At 71.0% G+C, this 21,069-nt stretch carries 22 protein-coding genes; 10 read left to right on the top strand and 12 right to left on the bottom strand.

Annotated features, from left to right (window positions below; genetic code table 11):
- Positions 1-16 precede the first annotated feature (16 nt).
- The 3 genes from ACNAVT_RS07480 to ACNAVT_RS07470 all read right to left on the bottom strand — a co-directional run bounded on the left by ACNAVT_RS07480 (position 17) and on the right by ACNAVT_RS07470 (position 3,103).
- Positions 17-358: a VOC family protein gene (locus tag ACNAVT_RS07480; protein ID WP_416294081.1), complete on the bottom strand. Its 342-nt coding sequence runs from the start codon at positions 356-358 to the stop codon at positions 17-19.
- Between the two features lie 25 nt (positions 359-383).
- Complete coding sequence (gene aroA / locus ACNAVT_RS07475) at positions 384-1,661, bottom strand: 3-phosphoshikimate 1-carboxyvinyltransferase (protein ID WP_416294079.1); 1,278 nt, start codon at positions 1,659-1,661, stop codon at positions 384-386.
- 158 nt (positions 1,662-1,819) lie between these two features.
- Positions 1,820-3,103 (bottom strand): RNA-guided endonuclease InsQ/TnpB family protein, encoded by a 1,284-nt coding sequence (locus tag ACNAVT_RS07470; protein ID WP_416294078.1) that lies wholly within the window; start codon positions 3,101-3,103, stop codon positions 1,820-1,822.
- A gap of 197 nt (positions 3,104-3,300) precedes the next feature.
- Between ACNAVT_RS07470 and ACNAVT_RS07465 the strand changes: the two genes are divergently transcribed.
- Complete coding sequence (locus tag ACNAVT_RS07465) at positions 3,301-3,738, top strand: hypothetical protein (RefSeq protein ID WP_416294076.1); 438 nt, start codon at positions 3,301-3,303, stop codon at positions 3,736-3,738.
- A 27-nt stretch (positions 3,739-3,765) separates the two neighbouring features.
- Here the strand turns inward: ACNAVT_RS07465 and ACNAVT_RS07460 are convergent, their stop codons facing one another.
- Complete coding sequence (locus tag ACNAVT_RS07460; RefSeq protein WP_416294074.1) at positions 3,766-4,053, bottom strand: hypothetical protein; 288 nt, start codon at positions 4,051-4,053, stop codon at positions 3,766-3,768.
- A 101-nt stretch (positions 4,054-4,154) separates the two neighbouring features.
- Between ACNAVT_RS07460 and ACNAVT_RS07455 the strand changes: the two genes are divergently transcribed.
- From ACNAVT_RS07455 to ACNAVT_RS07440, 4 genes are all read left to right on the top strand, one after another.
- Positions 4,155-5,213 (top strand): helix-turn-helix transcriptional regulator, encoded by a 1,059-nt coding sequence (locus ACNAVT_RS07455; RefSeq protein ID WP_416294073.1) that lies wholly within the window; start codon positions 4,155-4,157, stop codon positions 5,211-5,213.
- A 117-nt stretch (positions 5,214-5,330) separates the two neighbouring features.
- On the top strand, positions 5,331-5,657 hold the full coding sequence (locus ACNAVT_RS07450) for a PadR family transcriptional regulator (protein WP_416294072.1): 327 nt from the start codon (positions 5,331-5,333) through the stop codon (positions 5,655-5,657).
- A complete protein-coding gene (locus ACNAVT_RS07445) occupies positions 5,648-6,769 on the top strand; it encodes a hypothetical protein (RefSeq protein WP_416294070.1) in 1,122 nt (373 codons plus the stop codon). The genes ACNAVT_RS07450 and ACNAVT_RS07445 overlap by 10 nt, the downstream gene beginning before the upstream one ends.
- 46 nt (positions 6,770-6,815) lie before the next feature.
- A complete protein-coding gene (locus tag ACNAVT_RS07440; protein ID WP_416294068.1) occupies positions 6,816-7,544 on the top strand; it encodes a hypothetical protein in 729 nt (242 codons plus the stop codon).
- 77 nt (positions 7,545-7,621) lie between these two features.
- On the opposite strand, the gene ACNAVT_RS07435 is transcribed toward ACNAVT_RS07440, so the two are convergent.
- From ACNAVT_RS07435 to ACNAVT_RS07415, 5 genes are all read right to left on the bottom strand, one after another.
- Positions 7,622-9,199: a DHA2 family efflux MFS transporter permease subunit gene (locus ACNAVT_RS07435; RefSeq protein WP_416294066.1), complete on the bottom strand. Its 1,578-nt coding sequence runs from the start codon at positions 9,197-9,199 to the stop codon at positions 7,622-7,624.
- Between the two features lie 203 nt (positions 9,200-9,402).
- Complete coding sequence (locus ACNAVT_RS07430) at positions 9,403-9,984, bottom strand: DUF305 domain-containing protein (protein WP_416294065.1); 582 nt, start codon at positions 9,982-9,984, stop codon at positions 9,403-9,405.
- Between the two features lie 74 nt (positions 9,985-10,058).
- Positions 10,059-10,802, bottom strand: coding sequence for a lytic polysaccharide monooxygenase (locus tag ACNAVT_RS07425; protein WP_416294064.1), 744 nt, complete (start codon positions 10,800-10,802; stop codon positions 10,059-10,061).
- 88 nt (positions 10,803-10,890) lie between these two features.
- On the bottom strand, positions 10,891-11,586 hold the full coding sequence (locus tag ACNAVT_RS07420) for an SDR family oxidoreductase (RefSeq protein WP_416294063.1): 696 nt from the start codon (positions 11,584-11,586) through the stop codon (positions 10,891-10,893).
- 246 nt (positions 11,587-11,832) lie between these two features.
- On the bottom strand, positions 11,833-13,026 hold the full coding sequence (locus tag ACNAVT_RS07415) for an FUSC family protein (RefSeq protein WP_416294061.1): 1,194 nt from the start codon (positions 13,024-13,026) through the stop codon (positions 11,833-11,835).
- A 189-nt stretch (positions 13,027-13,215) separates the two neighbouring features.
- Here ACNAVT_RS07415 and ACNAVT_RS07410 point away from each other — a divergent pair, with 189 nt between their 5' ends.
- A complete protein-coding gene (locus tag ACNAVT_RS07410) occupies positions 13,216-14,199 on the top strand; it encodes an SRPBCC family protein (protein ID WP_416294059.1) in 984 nt (327 codons plus the stop codon).
- A 10-nt stretch (positions 14,200-14,209) separates the two neighbouring features.
- Positions 14,210-15,385, top strand: a complete 1,176-nt coding sequence (locus ACNAVT_RS07405) for a zinc-dependent alcohol dehydrogenase (protein WP_416294057.1) — start codon at positions 14,210-14,212, stop codon at positions 15,383-15,385.
- 18 nt (positions 15,386-15,403) lie between these two features.
- Here the strand turns inward: ACNAVT_RS07405 and ACNAVT_RS07400 are convergent, their stop codons facing one another.
- The 3 genes from ACNAVT_RS07400 to ACNAVT_RS07390 all read right to left on the bottom strand — a co-directional run bounded on the left by ACNAVT_RS07400 (position 15,404) and on the right by ACNAVT_RS07390 (position 19,083).
- Positions 15,404-16,756: an RNA-guided endonuclease InsQ/TnpB family protein gene (locus ACNAVT_RS07400; protein WP_416294197.1), complete on the bottom strand. Its 1,353-nt coding sequence runs from the start codon at positions 16,754-16,756 to the stop codon at positions 15,404-15,406.
- Positions 16,757-16,978: 222 nt separating this feature from the next.
- Positions 16,979-18,619, bottom strand: a complete 1,641-nt coding sequence (locus ACNAVT_RS07395; protein WP_416294056.1) for an MDR family MFS transporter — start codon at positions 18,617-18,619, stop codon at positions 16,979-16,981.
- Positions 18,616-19,083: a MarR family winged helix-turn-helix transcriptional regulator gene (locus ACNAVT_RS07390; RefSeq protein ID WP_416294054.1), complete on the bottom strand. Its 468-nt coding sequence runs from the start codon at positions 19,081-19,083 to the stop codon at positions 18,616-18,618. The genes ACNAVT_RS07395 and ACNAVT_RS07390 overlap by 4 nt, the downstream gene beginning before the upstream one ends.
- Positions 19,084-19,194: 111 nt before the next feature.
- Here ACNAVT_RS07390 and ACNAVT_RS07385 point away from each other — a divergent pair, with 111 nt between their 5' ends.
- The 3 genes from ACNAVT_RS07385 (at position 19,195) to ACNAVT_RS07375 (ending at position 21,024) form a co-directional block, all read left to right on the top strand.
- Entirely contained in the window at positions 19,195-19,791 is a 597-nt protein-coding gene (locus ACNAVT_RS07385) for a TetR/AcrR family transcriptional regulator (RefSeq protein ID WP_416294053.1), read from the top strand.
- An 87-nt stretch (positions 19,792-19,878) separates the two neighbouring features.
- Positions 19,879-20,652: an SGNH/GDSL hydrolase family protein gene (locus tag ACNAVT_RS07380; RefSeq protein WP_416294052.1), complete on the top strand. Its 774-nt coding sequence runs from the start codon at positions 19,879-19,881 to the stop codon at positions 20,650-20,652.
- Positions 20,653-20,682: 30 nt separating this feature from the next.
- Positions 20,683-21,024, top strand: coding sequence for an MmcQ/YjbR family DNA-binding protein (locus tag ACNAVT_RS07375; RefSeq protein WP_416294050.1), 342 nt, complete (start codon positions 20,683-20,685; stop codon positions 21,022-21,024).
- Positions 21,025-21,069: the final 45 nt, after the last annotated feature.

Here is a 21,069-nt window from a genome sequence, read left to right as displayed (position 1 = left end):
CTCCGCTCCGCCTCGGTCATGCGGGCGCGCCGCCGAAACCGATCTCGTTGCCGTCCGGGTCGCGGAAGATTGCCTTGCGGACGCCGTTGGCGTAGGTCTCGCGCTCGGCCGGCTCCAGTCCATGCTCGGCGATCTGCGAGATACGGGCCTCGAAGTCGCCGACGAAGACGGTGTGCATGGCGTGCCCGGCATGCTCTGGCCGCACCTCGACAAACAGGTACCGGTGATCGGCGAGCTCCCACACCGCCTCGATGTCGTTGGGCAGGAACGACGGTGGGGCGCCGAGAAGCCGCTCGTACCAGGCCACCGCCGAGGTGTAGTCACGGACGGGGAGGCCCGCGAACAGATCTACGGTCATGAGGTCATGCTAGGGGCCCCGAGGGTCATCGGAGCCTCGCGAGGTCGGTGAAGAAGCCGGGGTAGGTCTTGGCGACACAGCCGGGGTTGGCGATCTCGATGCCCGGGGTGCGCAGGCCGACCAGGGACAGGCTCATGGCCATCCGGTGGTCGTCGTAGGTGGCGAACCTGGTGGGTGTCGGGGTGCCGGGGCGGATGGTGAACCCGTCGTCGTGCTCGACGGCGTCGATGCCGGCTCGGCGTAGTTCGGTCACGATCGCGGCGACCCGGTTGGTCTCCTTGCCGCGGATGAAGCCGATGCCGCGTACCCGGGTGGGGGTGTCGGCGAACACGGCCACCGCAGCCAACGTCTGGGCGGTGTCGGAGATGTCAGCCATGTCGACGTCGATGCCCCGAAGGGCTCCGGTGCCGGTGACCGTCAGCCGGTCGGTGGTGCGTTCCACCCGGGCGCCCATGCGTTCCAGCAGGTCGGCGAACGCGACGTCGCCTTGGATGCTTCTGGTGCCCAGCCCGTCGACGGTGATCCGCCCTCCGGTCACGGCTGCGGCGGCGAGGAAGTAGGAGGCGGCGCTGGCGTCGGGCTCGATCACGTAGTCGGTGGGCTGGTAGCGGCCCGGGGCAACCCGGAGCCCGTCAACGGTCACCCCGAAGGCCGCCATCACCGCGGTTGTCATCGTCACGTAGGGCACCGATACCAACGGGGAGGTCAACTCCACCTCGAGACCGTCACGCATCAGCGGCCCTGCCATGAGGGCCCCGGACAGGAATTGGCTGGACAGGTGTCCGGGTAACCGCACCGGACCGCCCCGCAGGGGGCCGGTCACCGCGACCGGCAGGAGGCCCGGGTGAGCCGCATCCTCGACGTGTGCACCCAACTGGCGCAGCGCTTCGACCAGCGGGCCGAACGGGCGGGCACGTAACTGGGAGCTGCCGTCGACGACCGTCCGGCCTGCCCGCAGCGCCGCCGCGGGCAGGATGAACCGCGATGTGGTGCCGGACTGTCGGGCATCGACGAGAGCTGCCTCCTCGGAATGGCGCTGATCCACACCGGTCACCGTCACGACACCGGCCGGCTCATCGGCCGCGACGACCGCGCCGAGCGCCGACACGGCGTCGATCATGGCTTGAGTGTCATCGGCGAACAGGGCGCCGGAGAGACTGCTACGTCCGACGGCAAGCGCGGCACACAGCAGCGCCCGGTTGGTGATGCTCTTCGAACCGGGCGGCCGTACCGTCACATCCGGTGGGACCGAAACAGGCGACACGGCAAGAACATCGGGAAGATCTTCGGCGAGTGACGGCATCGCAACAGTCTCCCCCGGGTCAAGACCGCGCGCCCAGGATCGATCATCCGAGTTGCCGCAGGTGACATCGGTGCCGGTGTCGCCGAGGTAGGCGCCCTCGCCGACACTCGCCCCGTTGACGCTGATGTTGTTCCACAGGTGTTGACATCCTCTCCCGCCTAAAGGCGGGAGATTCCCGCTTCCAGCGCCGCACGTCGCTGACGCTGGGTGGGTGGTCGACAGGACGCCTTGCGGCTCCTGTCCCGGACTGCCCGCCCGGTGACTGGGGGCGCCGCCTCGGCCGCGTCCCTGACGTTGACCGCCGCGTTCACGTCAGCGTTCGCCTGGTATCCGCAGGACCCGCACCGGAACATCGCTTGGCTTTCGCGGTTGTTCCGATCCGTGTACCCGCAGCGGCTGCAACGCTGGGACGTGAACGCGGCAGGCACCCTCACGATCCGGGTGCCGGTGGTACGTGCACGACTGGCCAGTGCTTGCTCGAACAGGCCCCAGCCCTTGTCGAGGATCGCCCGGTTCAGCCCGGCCTTCTGCCGCACCTTGATACCAGGCTCGGCGGCGGTGCCCTTCGCGGTGGCGGTCATAGCCTTGACCTGGAGGCGTTCAAGCTTGACGGTCGCGTGCTGGCCGCAGATCCGGTTCGCCGCCCACATCACGAAGTCACGGCGCCGGTTACGGATCTTCGCCTCGGTCCGGGCGATCTCCGCACGGACCTCACGGGCGCGGTTCGAGCTCCTCACGCCGCGCCTGCGGCGAGCGGTCTCCTGCCTGCCCGCCTTCGACTTGAGCCGAGCCAGGTCGCGTTCCTGACCAGACGTCGTGAAGGCCCGGTTCCACATCCGCCCGTCGGACATTGCCAGAGCGACCTTGACTCCACGGTCGACCCCCACAACGGTGTCGGGCTGGGCGTGCGACTCAGGCAGCTTGATACCCGCGTGGACGCCGAAACCGACGTGCCAGGCAACACCGTCGAAGGACACCACGGCGTTGCGGACCGTGCCGCCCAAAGGGCGGGACCAGCGGAACCTGACATCGCCGACCTTCGGGAGGCTGACCGCGCCCCAACGGCGGCTGAGGCGGCGGACGTGAACCGCCTGTCCAGGAAACGGAACCGACAGTCGCACCGACCGTCGTTTCCGGGTCGGCGCCCCGGCGGGATGCTGCGGGTTCCACCAGTTGCCGTACGCCTGATCCAGTTGGCGCAGCACCTGCTGACCGGACTGCGCCGGCAAGTCCGCCACCCAGTCCAGCTCCTTACGCGCCTGCGTCAGATAGGCGCACTGCGCCGCGACCCCGAGCGTGACCCTGCGCTGCTGCCAGGCGAAATGGCGCTGCTCCAACGCGGTGTTATACAGCCAGCGGCACGTGTGCCCCCACGAAACCAGACGATCAGCCTGCTCGTCGGTGGGGTACAACCGGTACCTCCGGCCGACGTCCGCCTCCACACCCTCACTCTACCCTTGGTTTCAAGATCGTCGATGACCCGGTTCGCACCGGCAGGCACTGCGCTTTCCTCCTCCATGCCCCATTGCGCCGAGAGCGCATCACGGTCGAGATTGTGAAGCTGCGCGGGCTGGCCAGATGCCCGTTAGCTGCTGCCACCGCGCTACGGGGCAACGTGCGCCCATGATCCAATAGCGCCGTGGAACTCAGCAGGCAGTTCAGCGAACAGCAGTACGCTCGGGCGCTGGAGTCGTGGACCTGGCTGGATCTCGACGGCAAGGTTCCGCGGTTCACCTCGCTGTTCGGCGATGTGTTCCTCGAGGCTGCGGACGGGGCATGGTGGTTCCTCGACACCTTCGAGGGGCACCTCGTACGGGGGTGGAACAGCCGCCGCGACCTCATTGCCGAACTGGACACCGAGGCTGGCCAGGACAGGTACCTGCTGGCCAGCCTCGCCTTGGGCGCATACCACCGGCGCGGGCTTCGCCTGGGCGCCGGCCAGATCTATGCCTACGCACCGCCCCCGATCGTCACCGGCAGTTTCGACGTCGACCGGATTGAGGTGTTCGACTTCGTCGCGGTGGTCAATATCGCTGGCCAGTTACACGAGCAGTTCCGGAGCATGCCCTCGGGCTAGGAGCCGGCCCGCCGGTGCAACGGTTGATCACGATTGCTCGATCAGCTCGAGAATCCTGGTCTGGGGCGTGCCGATCAGCGCGGGCGCGTTGGCTGGCGTGGACCACACCCGGGTGGTGAGGAGGTCCCGGAACGTGATGGCCTCATCGCTGGTGCCGAAATCCAGTTGGATCAGCACGTAGCGCGGGTCGTCGGATGGGCGGTGGATGCGGTGGCGTAGCACACCGCTGTCGTGGCGCATGCCCGCGAACCGATCGAACGCCTGTTTCCAGGTGTCGAAGTCGCTGATCGCGTGCTCGATGTGCAGGGTGACCATCATCGTTCCTTCCGGTCGACCGATGATCCAAGGATCGGCCGGTGATCACGGCCGGCGCCATCCCAGAAGCCTGGGGGTGGTAGCGCGTTACGCTTCGCCTCGTGGCCGCATCGATCGCCCAGGAACGGGCACGCGAGCGGATCGCGCGGTTGTGCCGCACCAGCGTGCCGGCGCGGCAGCTGCGGGCAGCGGTGCTCGATCAGCTCCGCCAGGTGATCGGTTTCGACTCGTATGTGTTCGTCCTGACCGACCCGCACACCTGCGTCGGCGTCGACCCGCTGGCCGATGTGCCACTGCTCGACGAGCTGCCGCGGCTGATCCGACTCAAGTACGCCACCACCGTCAACCGGTGGACCGGGCTGGGCGATCCACCGGTGGCGCGGTTGTACGAGGGGACCGGCGGGCGCCGGGAACAGAGCCTGCTGTGGCGCGAAATGCTCGGCCCGGCCGGAATCGTCGATGTCGCGTCCGTGGTGTTCCGCGACCGCTTCGGCTGTTGGGGATTCCTCGACCTGTGGCGCGCGGGTCCGGCCAATCCGTTCAGCCGCGCCGACGCCGACTTCCTCGCCACGATTGCTCCCGCGGTCACCGAAGCACTTCGAAGCTGCCAGGCCGCCACCTTCTCCGCCCACCCCGCTGAGGCGAGCCGCCGCGCCCCGCTGGTGCTGCTGCTCTCGCCGGACCTGACGATCCAGGCGCAGACCCGGCAAACCCACGACTACCTGCGCCAGCTTCTGCCGACCCCGGCCGAGCGATCCGCGATTCCCGCCGCCGCCTACAACGTCGCCGCGCAACTGGTCGCGGTCGAGGCGGGCATCGACGAGCATCCGGCCACCGGCGGTGTTCACCTGGCCGATGGCATCTGGATCACCCTGCGCGCCGCCCGCATCGGCGACAACGGTCCCGAGCACCCCGGCGACATCGTGGTCACCATCGAGCAGGCGTCGCCAGCAGAACGGCTGGGCATCTTCCGCCGGGCCTTCGGACTCAGCACCCGGGAGGCTGAACTCCTCACGGTCCTCGCGGACGGAGCCGACACCCGCCAGGCCGCCCAACGCATGCTCCTGTCCCGGCACACGGTGCAGGATCACCTCAAGTCGATCTTCACGAAGACCGCCGTCCACAGCAGGCGCGAGCTCCTCACCCGAGCCCTCGGCTGATCAATCCACCTCCCGGCGCACTCCCGCACGAAGACGGTCCCGGTTGCCGGACCGAGCGTCCGGCTAGGCGCGCCGGACCTCTTGACCATTACCGCTACCTAAGTAGAGTTAACGGGCATGCGGCGTAACCGACCCTTGTCCACGCAGGCGATCAGCGTCCTACGAGCGTTGGCGGCCGACCCGTCGCGGTGGCGCTACGGCTACGACCTGGCCACCGAGGTTCACCTGAAGTCCGGCTCGCTGTACCCGATCCTGGTCCGCCTGGCCGACCGTGGCCTGCTGGAGGCGACCTGGGAAGCCGGCCCGGAGGGCCGACCGCCCCGTCACCTGTACCGGCTCAGCGGGGCCGGCCGGGAGTACGTGGCAGGACTACCCGCCGCCGCCCGGGCCAGCCACAGCGTCCCGCGTCCCAACCTGCGTCTGAGCGAGGCGTCATGCTACTGATGTTCATTTTCGTGGCGGGTGTCGCGGTGGCCCTGATCCGCCGCCGGCTCCTGGCCGCTCCCGACGACCCGATGCGGAGCCAGGACGCTCCGGCCCGGCTGCTGGGCTGGGCGGTCGGCCTGCTCGCAGCGGAGCGGGAGCAGTGGGGCCAGGCGATGATCGGCGAGTTGGACCATCTCGACGGCCGGGCCCGGCGGTGGCGTTTCGCCCTCGACTGTGTCGCCGCCGCCATGGTCATGCCGCCCTGGGGACGAGCCGCGGGCGCCCTCGGGTCGCTGATGGCGGTCGCGGCCAGCGCTGGCGGGCTGGCCCTCTACACGCACGTCCATTACCGGCTGGCTACCGACGGCTGGACCTGGGCGTGGGCGGCGATCCTGGTGGTGTTCCTGGTCGGCTACCTCCTTGGCGGCAACGCGCTGCTGCGCCGCCGGGGGGTGGCCGGTCCGGGACTGGTCGGCGGCCTGCTCGTCGCGGCGACCTGGTTGGCGGTCGGCGGGTTCACCTTCGATCGATGGCTGAACTCGCTCTGGTCGCACTGGTGGTTGCTGTTCCTGGCGCCAGTCGTGGTCGGGGTGGGCGGCACATTGTGGGGTGGCAGCGCCGCCGTCGGTCGGCGCGCCGCACGGCTGGCCGCCGTGACCGCCGCCCTGACCATCTACCTGTACGGGGTCCTCGCGGTCGCGGTCCTCGGCGCAGCCGGACATGATCCGAGCGACGGCTGGACGCCCGCCCAGGTCGTCGGCGACAACCTCGGCAACCAGGCCGCGTTCTACCTGATGGCGCTGCCCCTGATGACGGCGACCATCGGGTGGGCAGCCGCGGCGGCCACCGCCCGCCTCCGCCCCGCCCAGCCGGTCCTCGTGCCGGCGTCGCCGGTTCTCCCCGCACCAGGACCTGGTCCGGCACCCACCGCGACAACCCACGTGACCCCGACGCAGTCCCACCCCACGGCGCCAGGAGATCGCCCGGCATCCACCAACCCGCATCCCAGCAGCCCGCCTGGCGCGATCCCCACGGCGACACGCCAGCGCCGAATCTGGTACCTCCTCCTGCTGTGCGCCGCGCTGGTGTCAGCGGCGGTCCTGGTCTTCCTCGCCTGGCTGCGGTCCTGACCGATCGGCCACTGGATTCTGCAAGCCGGTGCCGTACCGTCACCGCATGATCGCCAAGATCCTTGATGCCACGGCTCGTCACCGTCGCGGCATCCTGGCCACGGGCGTCGTGGCAGCCATCGTGGACGCCGCTGGGGCATCGCTGGATCAGTCGATCGGCCCGCGGCTCGTTCCTGTGCTCGCCGTCGCCGGGGCGCTGCTGATCCTGGGACTGGCTAGCTGGCTCCAGCCGCGTCCGGCGATGTTCGTGGTTCAGCCGGACGTGCCTGCCTTTGGCAGCCCGGTCCGGGCGGGATCGATATACCTGGCCCTCTGCGTCCTGCTCTTCGCCGCAGAGGCGGTGGGCACACTGCTCCTCAAGGTCAGACTCGGGACCCCGGGGGCGCTCGCTTCCCTGCCATCTGCCGCAGGCATGCTGGTCTTCGCAGCCCTGTTCGTTGTCGCGGCGTGGCGTGGGCTCGGCGTCCGGCTACAGCCCGAGGGCGTCCGCGTTCGAGCGGTCTGGGGCACCCTGACGGTGCCGTGGGAGGCATTGCCGGTGGGGCAGACCCACCGCCCCGCCGACCAGCCGACGACCTTGCGCCTCGCGTGCGCCCGACCCGATCTGGTGCGACGCCGTGGGCGGGTGGCGAAAGAGACGCTGCCCACGGACAACATCGACGCGCAGTTCCTCGCCGACGCCATCCGGTACTACGTCCTGCACCCCGAACACCGCGCCGCGATCGGCACCGAGGTCGAGCACCGCCGTCTGCACGATGCCCTGACCGACCGGTAAACGTCGACTGCCGGCCGTGGATCGGGCCGGCAGTCGACGTCGGGCCACCAGGGTGCGCCTGGCGGCCCGATCGGTGATCAGTGGATGCCGACGGTGGTCGGCGCCTGCCCAGCCTGCTGGCCGTCGAGCAGGTCCGACGGCTTACGCCGGCGGGGCAGGAACGCGGCCGGGATGAACGTGAGCAGCACGAGCACGAACGCGACCCAGAACGTGTTGGCGAAGGCACCGGCCGCGAAGTCGAGGCCGCGCTCGATGAGGTTCATCGGGAACTTCTCGATGAGCTCCGGCTGCTGCTGTCCGGCGATGGCCAGCTGGGCCTCGGTGACCGCCTTGCCGCTCGGATCGGTCACGCCGGGGATCGGCCGGGAGCCGTTCAGCTCGCTGGTGAGGATCACCGACATCAACGCGGCACCGACCGAGCCACCGATCTGCTGGATGATGTTGACCAGCGTGGAGCCGCGGGCGACCTCCTGGGCGTGGAGGGTCTTCAGCGCCGACGTCATGATCGGCATCATCGTCGCGCCCATGCCCAGGCCCATCACGAACAGCGAGCCGCAGAGCAGCCAGTACGAGGTGTGCGGGTCGACCTGGGTGAAGGTGAAGAACCCGGCGGCGATGAGCACCAGCGCGAAGGGCACCGTCCGGCCGATGGGCATCCGGTCGGCCAGCATCCCGGCGATCGGCATCGTGAGCATCGCGCCGATGCCCTGCGGCGCCATCAGCAGGCCGGCGGTCAACGTCGACTCACCGCGGATCTGCAGGAAGTAGCTCGGGAACAGCAGGCCGGCGCCCATGAACGCGACGATGAACACGACCAGGGTCACGGTCGCGATGGTCAGGTTGCGGTTGGCGAACAGCCGCAGGTCGACCAGCGGGTGGCGGGGCTTGAACGAGTAGAGGACGAACGCCACCACGAGCGCGCCGCCGACCAGCATGGGCAGCCACACCTTGGTGTCGGCCATCGTGCCGGCCTCGGGCAGCGACGAGACGCCGAACAGGAACAGGGCCAGCCCCGGGGAGAGCATCAGCATGCCGAGGAAGTCGAACGACTCCGACGGCTCGGGGTTGTCCTTCGGCAGCGCCAGGAGCGCGTAGACGAGCGCGATGGCACCGATCGGCAGGTTGATCAGGAAGATCCAGTGCCAGCTCGCCGTGTCGATCAGCCAGCCGCCGAGGATCGGGCCGCCGATCGGCCCGAGCAGCATCGGGATGCCGAGGACGGCCATCAGCCGGCCGATCCGGTGCGGGCCGGCCGCCCGGGTCATGATCGTCATGCCCAGGGGCATGAGCATGCCGCCACCGAGGCCCTGCAGCACCCGGAAGGTGATCAGCTGCCCGATCGTGTCCGCCGTGGCGCACAGCCCGGACCCGATCGTGAACAGCGCCAACGCGACCATGTAGAGGCGCTTGGTGCCGAACCGGTCCGCGGCCCACCCGCTGAGCGGGATCACCGTGGCCAGCGCGAGTGTGTAGGCGGTCATCGTCCACGCGACCTGGGCGTACGTCGCGTCGAACTCTCTCTGGAACGTGGGTATCGCGACACTGACGACCGTCACGTCGAGGATCGACATGATCGCACCGAGGACGACGACTCCCGCCACCTTCAGCACCGCGGCGTCGAGCTTGTCCGATGTCGCGACAGGTTGCTGGGTCACAAACAGTCTCCTGAATCCGATTCTGATTGCCGGATGGTGGCGGCACCGCGCGGGTCCGGCGCGGGAGGTCGCATGCGGAGGCGACGTCCGCAGGGCAGCCTACCGACCAGCACCGACACTTCGCGCTCGGAATTACCGGGCGCCGCCCCGGAGTGGCCAGCGCCACTGTCCTGGGACATCGACGGCGACCGGCGGCCGGGCGTTCACGACCGGAACGGTGCGGCCGCAAGCTTCGCCATCAGCGCGACCTCCGCGGTCCGCGACTGTTCGATACGCCGGGCCAGCTCGCGGACCGTGGCGCTGGTGCCGGCGTCCAGCTGCGCGCGGGCGAGGTCGGCCGCCGCCCGCTGGTGGGCGCTGAGCGCGTCGAGCAGCACCCGGTCCACCTCGCCGGCCGGGGCGACGCGCAGTCGGGCCAGCGCGGCGGCGGCGTCGCTGTGCCCCGAGTGGTCGTGCCGCGCGGCGGCGGCCATCGCCGAGGGTCCGGCGTCGCGCAGCCAGCCGCGCATGGTGGACAGTTCGTCGGCCTCGGTGACCTCGATGGCGGCGATCAGGGTACGTGTCTCCGGGTCCGACGCGCGGTCGAGCCCGAGCCGGACGATCTGCAGGGTCTGCTCGGTGTGCGCCACCATCATGGCCAGGAACAGCACGTCGATCGGGCTGGTCGAGGCGTCGGCGACCGCACCGGCCGGGGTCTGCTGCGGCACCGGCGGCTCCGGGTGGCGGGCGCACCCGGTGGCGGACAGCAGGAGCGCCACCAGGACGGCGGTGAACGGACGACGCATGCCGTTGCTCCGATCGGAGGGCCGAAAGGCGGTGCCGGGTGCGGCACACGCCGAGCGTGGCCGCACCCGTACGGTCAGACCTGCAGCCACAGCGCCGGCACGTTGGGCGGTTCCCAACCGGGCAGCGCGGTGTGCGCCTGGCGGCAGCGGTACGTCACGCCGTTGTAGGTGACCTGGTCCCCGACCTGGTAGGCGCGCCCCGCCGTCCAGGTGCCGCCCGGGGCGGGTGAGCTGGTCGGGCTCACGGTCGGGCTCGGCGTCGGCGACGGGGTGGACGGGGTCGGGCTGGGCGTCGGGTTGCCCCCGCCCCCACCGATCTGCAGGTCCACGCAGGAGTAGAAGGCGTTGGCCGTGTCGGCGATGTTCCACACGGCGAGGAGCTTCTGCCGGCCGGAGAAGCCGCTGAGGTTGACGGTGTGCGACACGGTGGCGTCGGGCTGGCGGCCGCCGCCGTCGACGACGGCGACCCGGGTGTTCCCGATCCAGTACTCCCAGTTGCTGGTGGCGTGGCGGGCGGTGTTGACCCAGGTGAAGGTGACCGAGTTGCCGACCGAGGTGGCGGGCCAGTTGCGGCTGTCGTCGTTCAGGACGGCGAACTGGGCGATCCCGGCGTGGCAGCTGCGCAGGCCCTTCGGGCCTTCCACGCTCTGCGGCTCGTACTTGATCTGACCACAGTCCGGGACCCGGTTCTGGGCGCAGAGCGCCTGCCGGCTGGGCGGCGAGGAAACGTAACCGTGGGCCTGGGCGGGCGCGGCGACGGCCAGGGTGGAGGCGACGACGCCCGTCGTGACGAGGGGGATGGTGATTCTTCGACGCATGATGGCTACTCCCTTGGGACGACACGTGGAGCTGCCATCAACATAAATTAAACCTTGTTAACAGTAAAGACTCCCATCTATATGGCCGTCACCACCGTCCGTCCGCCCGCAGCACGCGCTCGCCGGAGACGTACAGGTCGTCGGGGGCGAGCTGAAGCAGTCGGACGACCTCCACGGCGACCTGCTCGGGCAGGGCATAGGTCTCGTCGAGGAACTCGTCACCCACCCGCTCCTGCAGGCGGGTGGGCATCGGTCCCGGATGCAGCTGCATCACCTTGATCTGGTTGCTGTGCTGCGCCTCCGCCAGCGACTCGACCAGGCTGCTGCCGTAGCTCTTGGTGGCCCGATAGACCGGGATGCCCGGGCGGGCCTTCGTCACCGCCATCGCGCCGACGTACACCACGTTGCCGAAGCCCTGGCGGTGCAGGTGCCGCAGCGCCTCCTTGAGCACGTAGGTGGTGCCGAGCGCGTTGACCTCGACCGCCCGGCGGATGTGCTGCGGAGAGAGCTCCGCCAGATCCCCGCCCGCCCACACCGACGCGCAGGTGGCGACGCCGTCGATGGTGCCGTACCGGTCGACCACCTCGGCGAACGCCTGCCGCACCTGCTCGTACGAGGAGACGTCGCAGACGACCCCGGCACATCCCAGCTCATCGCTCACCTCGGCGACCTCGTCGCGTACGTCTCCGAGGACGGCCACCTGGTGCTCCTCGACGAGGAGGCGGGCGACCGCCAGACCGAGGCCGCTGGTCCCCCCGACCACGATGAAAGATCTCGCGCCCATGCCTCTCCCGACCTCGTGGCGCACGAGCGGTACGCGGTGCGGTGACGGCAGTGCCTTCCCGCTGGCGCTGGTCCCACACCGGACAAGCGGCGGAGAGCTGGACGCCGGACCCCTTCGGCGGCGCGCTCCTCCCGATTCGGGTTCCCGGGGCCGGCGCGGCCAAACCGGCCCGCACGGCCGCCCCCGAGGGGATAATCCGCCCCACCGCCGAGCGGCCCGAACCGGCAGGTCGAGGTGCGGGTCGCGTCACCGGTCCGACCGTGAGTACCCCGTCGCCGCCTCGCGCACCATCCGGTTGGCCTCGTCCGTTTCCTCGCCGGTCGCCCGCAGCAGGTCACTCGCCACCGTCCGCAGCTGCGTCACGAACGCCTGGCCGAAGGTGCCGAGCACCTCGGGCGGGACCTCCCCCGCCCGGCCCACGGCGGCCAGCACCCCGTCCCGGACCCGCTGCGGATCGCGCCCGGTGCGGCTGATCCGGTGCAGCAGCCGGACCGCCTCCGCGAGCCGCCGCGTCGCGTCGACCAGTTCGTCGGGCACCCGCTCGCCGCGCTGCATCGCGGTGGCGGCCCAGCGGGCCACCTGCCGGCACTCCAGGATCACCCGCTCCAGCCGCTGCATGCCGTGGTGGTAGCGCTCGACGTCCTGACGCCGGCGCCATCGAACCGGCGAGAGTGTCACTACCTCCTGCGCGCCGCTCATCGCGGCCTGCAACCGGGCGAGGTCGTCCCCCATGCCCCGCAGGCGATCACGTGCGCGCACCGCGCGATCCGCGTCGTGCGTGGCCAGCGCTCCAGCCACCTCGTCGAGCTGGGCGGTGAGCGTGTCGAAGACGGGCGTCGCGGCACGGTTCAGGATCCGCATGGGGTCGACCGGGATCAGCAGCAACACCACCGCCAGCCCCACCAGACCGCCGACGCCGGCCTGCACGATCCGGGGCCACTCGAGGTTGGGGGTGATGGGTGCGAGGGTGGCGAGCAGGACCGCCGTGCCACCGGCCTGAGCCACCAGAGCGCCGCTGCGCCCGTGAAGCACGAAGGCGACGATGAGGGCCACCGTCACCACGACGCCGACCTGCCACGGCCCGTACCCGATCTGAAGCAGGACCGCGTCGCCGACGACGATGCCCAGGCCGACGCCGAGCATGGTCTCCGCGGTGCGGCGCCCGCGCTGGCCGATCGCGGAGACGATCGTGCCCACCGCGGCGCTCGGGGCGAATACCGGACTCGGGTTGTGCAGCAGGTCGCGGGCGACGAACCAGGACAGCGCGGCGGCCAGGCCCGCCTGGACGGAGATCAGCAGCATGATCCCCAGTTGCCGCTTGCGGAGCCGGCCGGCGCGCTCGACCCGCTGGGGAGCCTGCGCCAGTGCCGCACCGGCGCGATCGGCGGCCGCGTCGGCCCAGGACCGGCCCTCGTCCCTCGTGCCTGGCTGCTCGGCCATCCCGCCCCCTGCCCGGCCGGGTCCCCGAATGGAGCATATCGGGCACAGCCGCGCCGGCGGCCGTGATCGGGACTGCCGGGAGCACAGGTGTGAAGCCGGGATCAACGGGAATGGCACGCCAGCCGGTCGGATGCGGCGGCGTTTCGGGCCGCCGTCGCGAACTACTCGACACACGGGGTGAGAGAAGGCATGACACGCAGAACGACGATCGGAGTCCGCTCGGTGACCGACGCACTCGGGATCGAGCGTGCGACCCCGGACCGTGGATCCGAGGGCCTGGCTCGGCTCCTCGGCTGGTTCAGCCTCGGTCTCGGCGTGACCGCCCTCGCCGCCGGGACCAGGATCAGCAGGCTGGCCGGCATCGACGACTCCCGCACCGCCCGCACGATGCTGCGTACGGCCGGCGCCCGCGAGCTGGGCCACGCCGCGACGCTGCTGGTCCCCCGTCGGCCGGGCCTGGGGGCGTGGACCCGGGTTGCCGGTGACGTCATGGACCTGGCCGCGACCGGCCAGGCGTTGCGCCACCGCAGCGGCGAGCGCCGGCGCCGCCTGATGTACACCATGGCCACGCTCGCCGGCATCACCGCGATCGACCTGTACGCCTCGGTGCGCGCGACGCGGAGTCGGCCTTGGCCGACGGGTGCCGGCCGGGCCTACGGCTCGGTGACGATCAACCGCACCCCGGCGGCGGCGTACGGCTTCTGGCACGACTTCGAGAACCTGCCGCGCTTCATGTACCACCTGCAGTCCGTGCAGCGAACGGACGGTCGGCGTACGCGGTGGACGGTGAAGGCCCCGGCCGGCCGGAGCGTGCACTGGGAGGCGGAGATCGTCGAGGACCGGCCGAACCAGTTCATCCGGTGGCGTTCGGTCGACGGCGCGACGGTGCCGAACTCCGGGAGCGTGTGCTTCATGCCGGTTGCCGGCGGCCAGGGCACCGAGGTCCGGGTGGAGCTGGAGTACGCCGCGCCGGGCCGCGCCCTGGGCCGGCTGGTGGCCAGGACGTTCGGCGAGAACCCGCAACAACAGATCCGCGACGACCTGCGGCGGTTCAAGCAGGTCATCGAGACCGGCGAGATCGCCCGCTCGGACGGCACGCCGGAGGGCACGAGCATCCAGGGCCAGGCGAGGCAGCGTCCGGCACGGCCGCTGGCGACGCCGCGGAGCGCGTGAGGGAGACAGGATGAGAGCGAACTGCTGGATCGCCCCGAACCGGGTCGCGGTCGAGGACGTCCCGGACCCGCAGATCCTCAACCCTCGCGACGCCATCGTCCGGGTGACCTCGTCGGCCATCTGTGGATCCGATCTGCATCTGCTCGACGGCTTCATCCCGGCGATGCGGCGAGGCGACGTGCTCGGCCACGAGTTCATGGGCGAGATCGTGGAGCTCGGCCAGGGCGTACGGGACGGGCTGCGGGAAGGCGACCGGGTCGTCGTCGGCTTCCCCATCGCCTGCGGCGACTGCATCTCCTGCCAGCGCGGCCTCTACTCCGTCTGCGAGAACTCTAACCCGAACGCGCCGATCGCGGAGGCCGCCATGGGCCACTCCCCCGCCGGCATCTACGGGTACTCGCACCTGCTGGGCGGGTACGCGGGCGGGCAGGCCGAGTACGTGCGGGTGCCGTACGCCGACGTCGGCGCCCTCAAGATCGACGACGACCTGCCAGACGAGAAGGTGCTGTTCCTGTCCGACGTGCTGCCCACCGGCTACATGGCCGCGGAGCTGTGCGACATCAAGCCCGGCGACACCATCGCGGTGTGGGGCGGCGGACCGGTCGGGCAGTTCGCCGCCGCCAGCGCCTACCTGCTCGGGGCCGGAAGCGTGATCGTCATCGACCGGTTCCCGTACCGGCTCCGGATGGCCCGGGACGAGGTCGGCGCGGACACCATCAACTACGAGACGACCGACGTCCTGGAGACGCTGCGTGAGCTGACCGCCGGCCGGGGCCCGGACGCGTGCATCGACGCGGTCGGCATGGAGGGCCACCACGCGTCGGCGGCCCTGAACGCCCACGACCGGGCGAAGCAGGCGGTCAAGGCGGAGAGCGACCGGCCGCACGCGCTGCGCGAGGCGGTGCTGAGTTGCCGCAACGGCGGCATCATCGCGGCGATCGGGGCGTACGGGGGCTTCATCGACAAGTTCCCGATGGGTTCGTTCATGAACCGTTCCCTGACGATGCGGTCGGGCCAGGCCCACGTCCAGCGCTACATGCGGCCGCTGCTGGAACGGATCCGCAAGGGCGAGATCGACCCGAGCTTCGTCATCACGCACACCATGCGGCTCGACGACACGCCCGAGGGCTACGACATCTTCAAGAACAAGCAGGACGACTGCGTCAAGGTGGTGCTCAAGCCTTAGTGCGGTGTCCATCAACGTTCACCGGGTCCCCGGTGGTTGTTGTGGATCCTCGCCGTCTGGGCGAGCGACTCCCCACCACCTTTGTGGTGGGGCGGGCCTCCGCGGGCCAACTGATCCTCGCGCCGTCCGGGGTGGGCGGCGGGGGTCACGTCGGGACTGGCCGGCACCGGGCAGGTGCCGTCCGGCTCGACGGTGCGTGACCACCTCCGGCAGCACAACAACTGCTGTGGGGGTGGTGGGTCCGCCGCCCGGGGTGCGGGTGGCGATGATGGCGGCTGCGACCAGGTCGCGGTGCCCGGAGTATTGGCAGTGCGGGCAGGACAAGATCCGCCCACGCGGTTTCGGTACCCGCCGCCGGCAGGCGGGGCAGGTGGACGACGTGCCGCGCTCATTGACGAGATGGACGGTGATGCCCGCGAGGGTGGCTTTGTCGGTGAGGACCTGCAACAGGCGGCCGATCTGCCACTGCCGTAGCCGCAGGTTGTGCCGCCGCCCCGCATCCAGGTCCAACACCCCACGCGGGTCACCCACATGCAGCACCCCGACCCGCTGCTCCACAGCCCACGAGACGACGGCGCGGGCGGCCTCGTGTTGGGCCTGACGCACCCGGCGCCGATGCCGGCCCTCCACCAGCCGCGCCCGGCGCCGGTACTGGCGCCACCGCCGTGACCCCCGCTGGCCCGGCTTCGGCGCCCGCTGTGAGACGGCGCGGCGGCGGGCTTTCGTGTCGGCCAGGTGCATGCGGTGCTCGGCGCGGATCGCCCGCCCGGACACCAACAGGCCGTCCCCGTGCGGGCCGGCCACCGCGTACGGGTGGATCACACCGAGATCCACCCCAGCCCGCCTGCCCGGATCCGGCCCCTCACCCGGCGAATACACCGCCACGGGGACTTCGGCGGTCACGTCGAGGAACAGCCGACCGCCCTCACACAGCAGGGTGACCGAGCGGACCTGCTCGACCGGGTACGGCACCTCCCGCGCCAACCTCACCCACAACGGCGCGGCGCCTTTGGCCATTGGGATGCGCACCCGGCGTTCGTCGATGCCGAAGGTGCCGTGATACCAGCGCACCGGCATCAACGCCCGACGGCGGCGTGGGAACCGCGCCGAGACGTCACCGTCGCGGCGGCGTTTCACCGCCGCGAACCACGCATCGGAGAACCGGCGCAACACCGACCGGGCACCCACCGAGTCCAGCTCGCCGAACGTGCCCGGGCCCGACCCGGACAACTCCCGGCACAACTCCTGAAAACCAGTCAGCGGCGCATCCCGGCGGCGGCGCCGCCACGCGTTGACCTCCAACACACACGCCCACACATCACCAGCCGAACGCAGCAACCCGAAACACCGCCGCCGCTGCCCCGCCGTCACCCGCAACCCGACCCGCGCAGTGCGGTACACGACCCGAGGCGCGGCAGGATTCCGACGACGAGGCACGACCGAACCCAACCCGACGGGTACGACAGTTTCCTGCAGCGGTCAACCCGGCGAGCGTTGGCGGACACCGCCTTAGCAGGGCCGACGCCCCGACCTGGACGCGACGCCGGGCCGCCGCCGTTGCCGGCGACGGCCCTGCGCTCGAGAGGTCGGGCGTCAGCGGCGTGCGGATTCGCCCTTCGCCACGGCGTCGACGGTCACCTGGTCGAAGGCGGGGGCGCCGTCGACCGCGTCCGCCGCGACGGCGGCCGACCGCGCGGTGTCGGGCAGATCGAGGCTGGACCGCAGGGTGACCGGCTTGAGCAGCAGCGCGGCGACGATGCCGACCACGGCGATGGCGGCGGAGATGAAGAAGATGTGCCCGGTGGCATCGCCGTACGCGGCGCGGACGATGTGCTCCACCGGTGCCGGCAGCGCCCCGAGGTTGAGCGTGCTGCTGCCGCCACCCCCGGACGTCGGGATGCCGGCGGCGGTGAGGTCGTGGGTGATTCGGTCGGTGACCCGGCGGGCGAGGACCGCGCCGAGCACGGAGACACCGATGGTGCCGCCGAGGGAGCGGAAGAACGCCACGGCGGAACTGGCCGCACCGATGTCCTTGAGCGCGACGCTGTTCTGCACGGCGAGCACGAGGTTCTGCATGGTCATGCCGACGCCGGTGCCGACGATGAACATGGCGGCGCCGACGAGGAGGAGCGAGGTCTCGTGGTCGATCGTGCCGAGCAGGGCGAACCCGGCGACGAGGATGATCGATCCGGCGACGATGTAGGGCTTGACCCGCCCGGTGGCGGTGATCAGTCGTCCGGCGACGATCGACGAGAGGAGGACGCCGGCCATCATCGGGATGGTGAGCAGGCCGGCCTCGGTCGGGCTGTAGCCACGGCCGATCTGGAAGTACTGACCGAGGAAGACGGCGCCGCCGAACATGGCCATGCCGACCGCGAGGCTGCCGATGATGGCCAGGGCGGTGGTGCGTTCGCGGACGATGTTCAGGGGCACGACCGGCTCGACGGCCCGCGACTCGACCCAGGTCGCCAGGGCGAGCAGGAGCACCGAGCCGCCGACCATCGCGAAGGTCTGCCAGGAGAGCCAGGCGAAGGAGCTGTCGACGAACGAGATCCAGATCAGCAGCAGGCTGACGCCAGCGGCGATGAGGGACGCACCGAGGTAGTCGATCTTGACGTTGTCCCGGCGTACGGTGGGCAGGCGCAGGGTGGCCTGGAGCAGGATCAGCGCGATCACGGCGACCGGTACTCCCACGAAGAAGCACCAGCGCCAGCCGAGCCAGGACGTGTCGACGATGAGGCCGCCGAGCAGCGGACCGCCGACCGTCGCGAGGGCCATCACACCGCCCAGGTAGCCGTTGTAGCGGCCCCGCTCGCGAGGCGGGATCATCGCCGCGATGGCGACCTGGACCAGGGCCTGGAGTCCACCGACACCGATGCCCTGGAACGCGCGGGCGGCGATGAGCTGCCCGGTGCTCTGCGCGAAGCCGGCGATGATCGAGCCGAGCAGGAACACCACGATGGCGACCTGGATCAGCAGCTTCTTGTTGAACAGGTCGGACAGCTTGCCCCAGATCGGGGTGGTCGCCGTTGCCGTGAGCAGGGTGGCGGTGACCACCCAGGTGTACTGGGTCTGCGAGCCGTTCAGCGCCCCGATGATCTTCGGCAGGGCGGTCGAGACGACCGTGCCGCTGAGCATCGCGACGAAGAGCACCAGCAGCAGGCCGCTGAGTGCTTCGAGCGTCTGCCGCCGATTCATGGGCGCGGCTTCGGCCGTTGCGGTGGGTGCGCTCATCGCGCGTCCTCCAGGTTGTCGTGGTGTGCGAGGGCGACCTCGAGGTCGCGGGTGAACCGGCCGAGCGCGGCGGACAGCGCCGCCACCTCGCCGGGTGTCCAGTCGTCGAGCGCTCGGGTGAGCACCTGGCCGTACCAGTCGCTCGCCTCGGCCAGGGCGGCCCGGCCGGCCTCGGTGACGGTCAGCCGGCTGGCGCGCCGGTCGGCCGGATCGGTCCGTCGTTCCACCAGGCCGTGCGCGACGAGGGCCGCGACGGCGCGGCTGACGGTCGACGGGTCGAGCCGGCTGCGGTCGGCCAGCTCCCGGGCGTGGCAACCGCCGCCGTGGCCGTCGATGAGCAGGAGCAGGCCCACCAGGCCGGACGGCACGGCCGGCCGCTCGTCGACGCGATGCTGCCGGAGCAGCCGCACGCCGGTCAGCAGGTCGCGCAGCCGCGTGCCGAGTTCACCGATGGCGGTGTCCAACTCTCGTCCTCCAGCCCAACGTTGGTTGCCTCAAGCAATCATCCGCAGATCTTGCGCACCGGGCAAGTTTTCTCATTGAGAAGAGGATCACGTTTCCCGTACGCTGACCCCATGGAAGAGACGGCGGGGTTGCGGGAACGCAAGAAGGCGGCGACCCGCCTCGCCCTGCACGAGGCGGCGCTGCGCCTCGCCGCCGAGCAGGGCCCGGACCGGGTCACCGTCGAGGCGATCGCCGACGCCGCGAACGTCTCCCGGCGGACCTTCTCCAACTACTTCTCCAGCAAGGAGGAGGCCCTCTTCCACGGCGACACCATGCGGCTGCGCCGGTTGCTGGAGCTGCTGCGCGCGCAGCCCACCGGCGAGCCGCCGTGGACCGCGCTGAGCCGGGCCACCCTGCAACTGGTGGCCGAGGTGTACGACGATCCTGCTCTGGCCTGGCTGAACCGTCGCCGTCAACTGCAGGGACACCCGGGCCTGATCGCGCACCAGGTCGCCGCGTACGCCGCGATCGAACGCGAGCTGGCCGGCGAACTCGCCGCGCGACTCACCGGCCCCGACCGGGCGCTGCGCGCCCGGGTCCTGGCGGCGACCTTTCTGGCCACCCTGCGGATCGCCACCCAGCACTGGATCGAGCACCCGGAAACCCCGATGGTCGACACGATCCGGACCGCGCTCGCCCACGCGGCTCCCGCGCCGGCAGACCGCTGACGCCCCGTCGGGCTGCCACGCCGGCCACCGACCCGCCACCGACGGCGTGGGCGGCGGGCCCGCGACGACCGGGGCAGAATTGTCGGCATGGCCCGGCGACGCGTACCCAGGGCGGCCAAAGCCGCCGGCCTGGCGGCGTCGGGCACGGCCCTCGTCCTCGCCCTGGCGTCCCCGCTCGGGCCGGCCACCGCCACCCCCTCCCCCGCCGGGACCGTCGTCGCGCTCGGTGACTCGGTGCCGGCGGGCTCGGCCTGCGGGTGTGTTCCCTTCCCCGACCTGTACGCGCGGATGCTCGCCCCCACCGCCACCGCCGTCAACCTGGCCCTCGGCGGGTCCACCTCGGCGGACCTGGACGAGCAGCTCCGGTCGCCGGCCGCCCGGCAGGCACTGCCGCAGGTCGACGCGGTGCTGATCATGTCGGGCGCCAACGACATGGTCCCGCTGGTCGAGGAGCGCTCCGGCGAGCAGACCTACCGGGCGACGGCGCAGCAGGTCGGCGCGAACGTGGCCGCCGCGATCAGCGCGCTGCGGGACCTGCACGGCGCTCCGCTGCCGGTCCTGGTGCTCGGCTACTGGAACGTCGCCGAAGACGGGCAGGTCGCCCGGGACGGCACCGACGCCGCCGGGCTCGCCGAGGCGGACGTCGCCACCGCGTACGTCAACGACGCGCTGCGGGCGGCGGCGCGACGCAGCGGGGCGATCTACGTGCCGACGTACCCCGCGTTCCGGGGACCGACCGGACAGGCCGACCCGACCGACCTGCTCGCCGGCGACGGCGACCACCCCAACGCCCGTGGGCACGAGCTGATCGCCCACGCTGCGTACGCCTCCTCCAAGGACCTCCTCCGGTCGACACCGTAGCTGTCGGTGGGTGGCGATACCGTCGTCCCCGTGGTCACCGTCGACGACGTCCGGGCACTGGCCCGGACGCTGCCCCGCACCAGCGAGCACCTGATTCACGACCGGATCAAGTTCCGGGTCGGCGCGATCGTCTATGTCGCGTTCTCCAGGGACGAGCGGACCATGGGCTTCGGCTACCCGAAGGAGCAACGGGACGGCCTCATCGCCGCCGAGCCGGACCTGTTCTTCCTCCCTCGCGCCTCCGACCTGCGGTTCAACTGGGTGTGCTGCCACCTCGGCCGGCTCGACCACGACCAGATGACCGAGCTGGTGACCGAGTCCTGGCGGATGGTGGTGCCGAAGTTCCTGGCCCGGCAGCGGCTGGGCGACTGAGACCGGGCCCGCTCACCTATCTGGGGCGGTTGACCAGTCGTCGCA

Origin of the sequence: Micromonospora sp. SL4-19 (genome assembly GCF_047921475.1) — a bacterium.
Lineage (GTDB): Bacteria > Actinomycetota > Actinomycetes > Mycobacteriales > Micromonosporaceae > Micromonospora.
The sequence above is the reverse complement of the archived record's forward strand: the minus strand, read 5'-3'. Positions and strand labels throughout refer to the sequence as shown.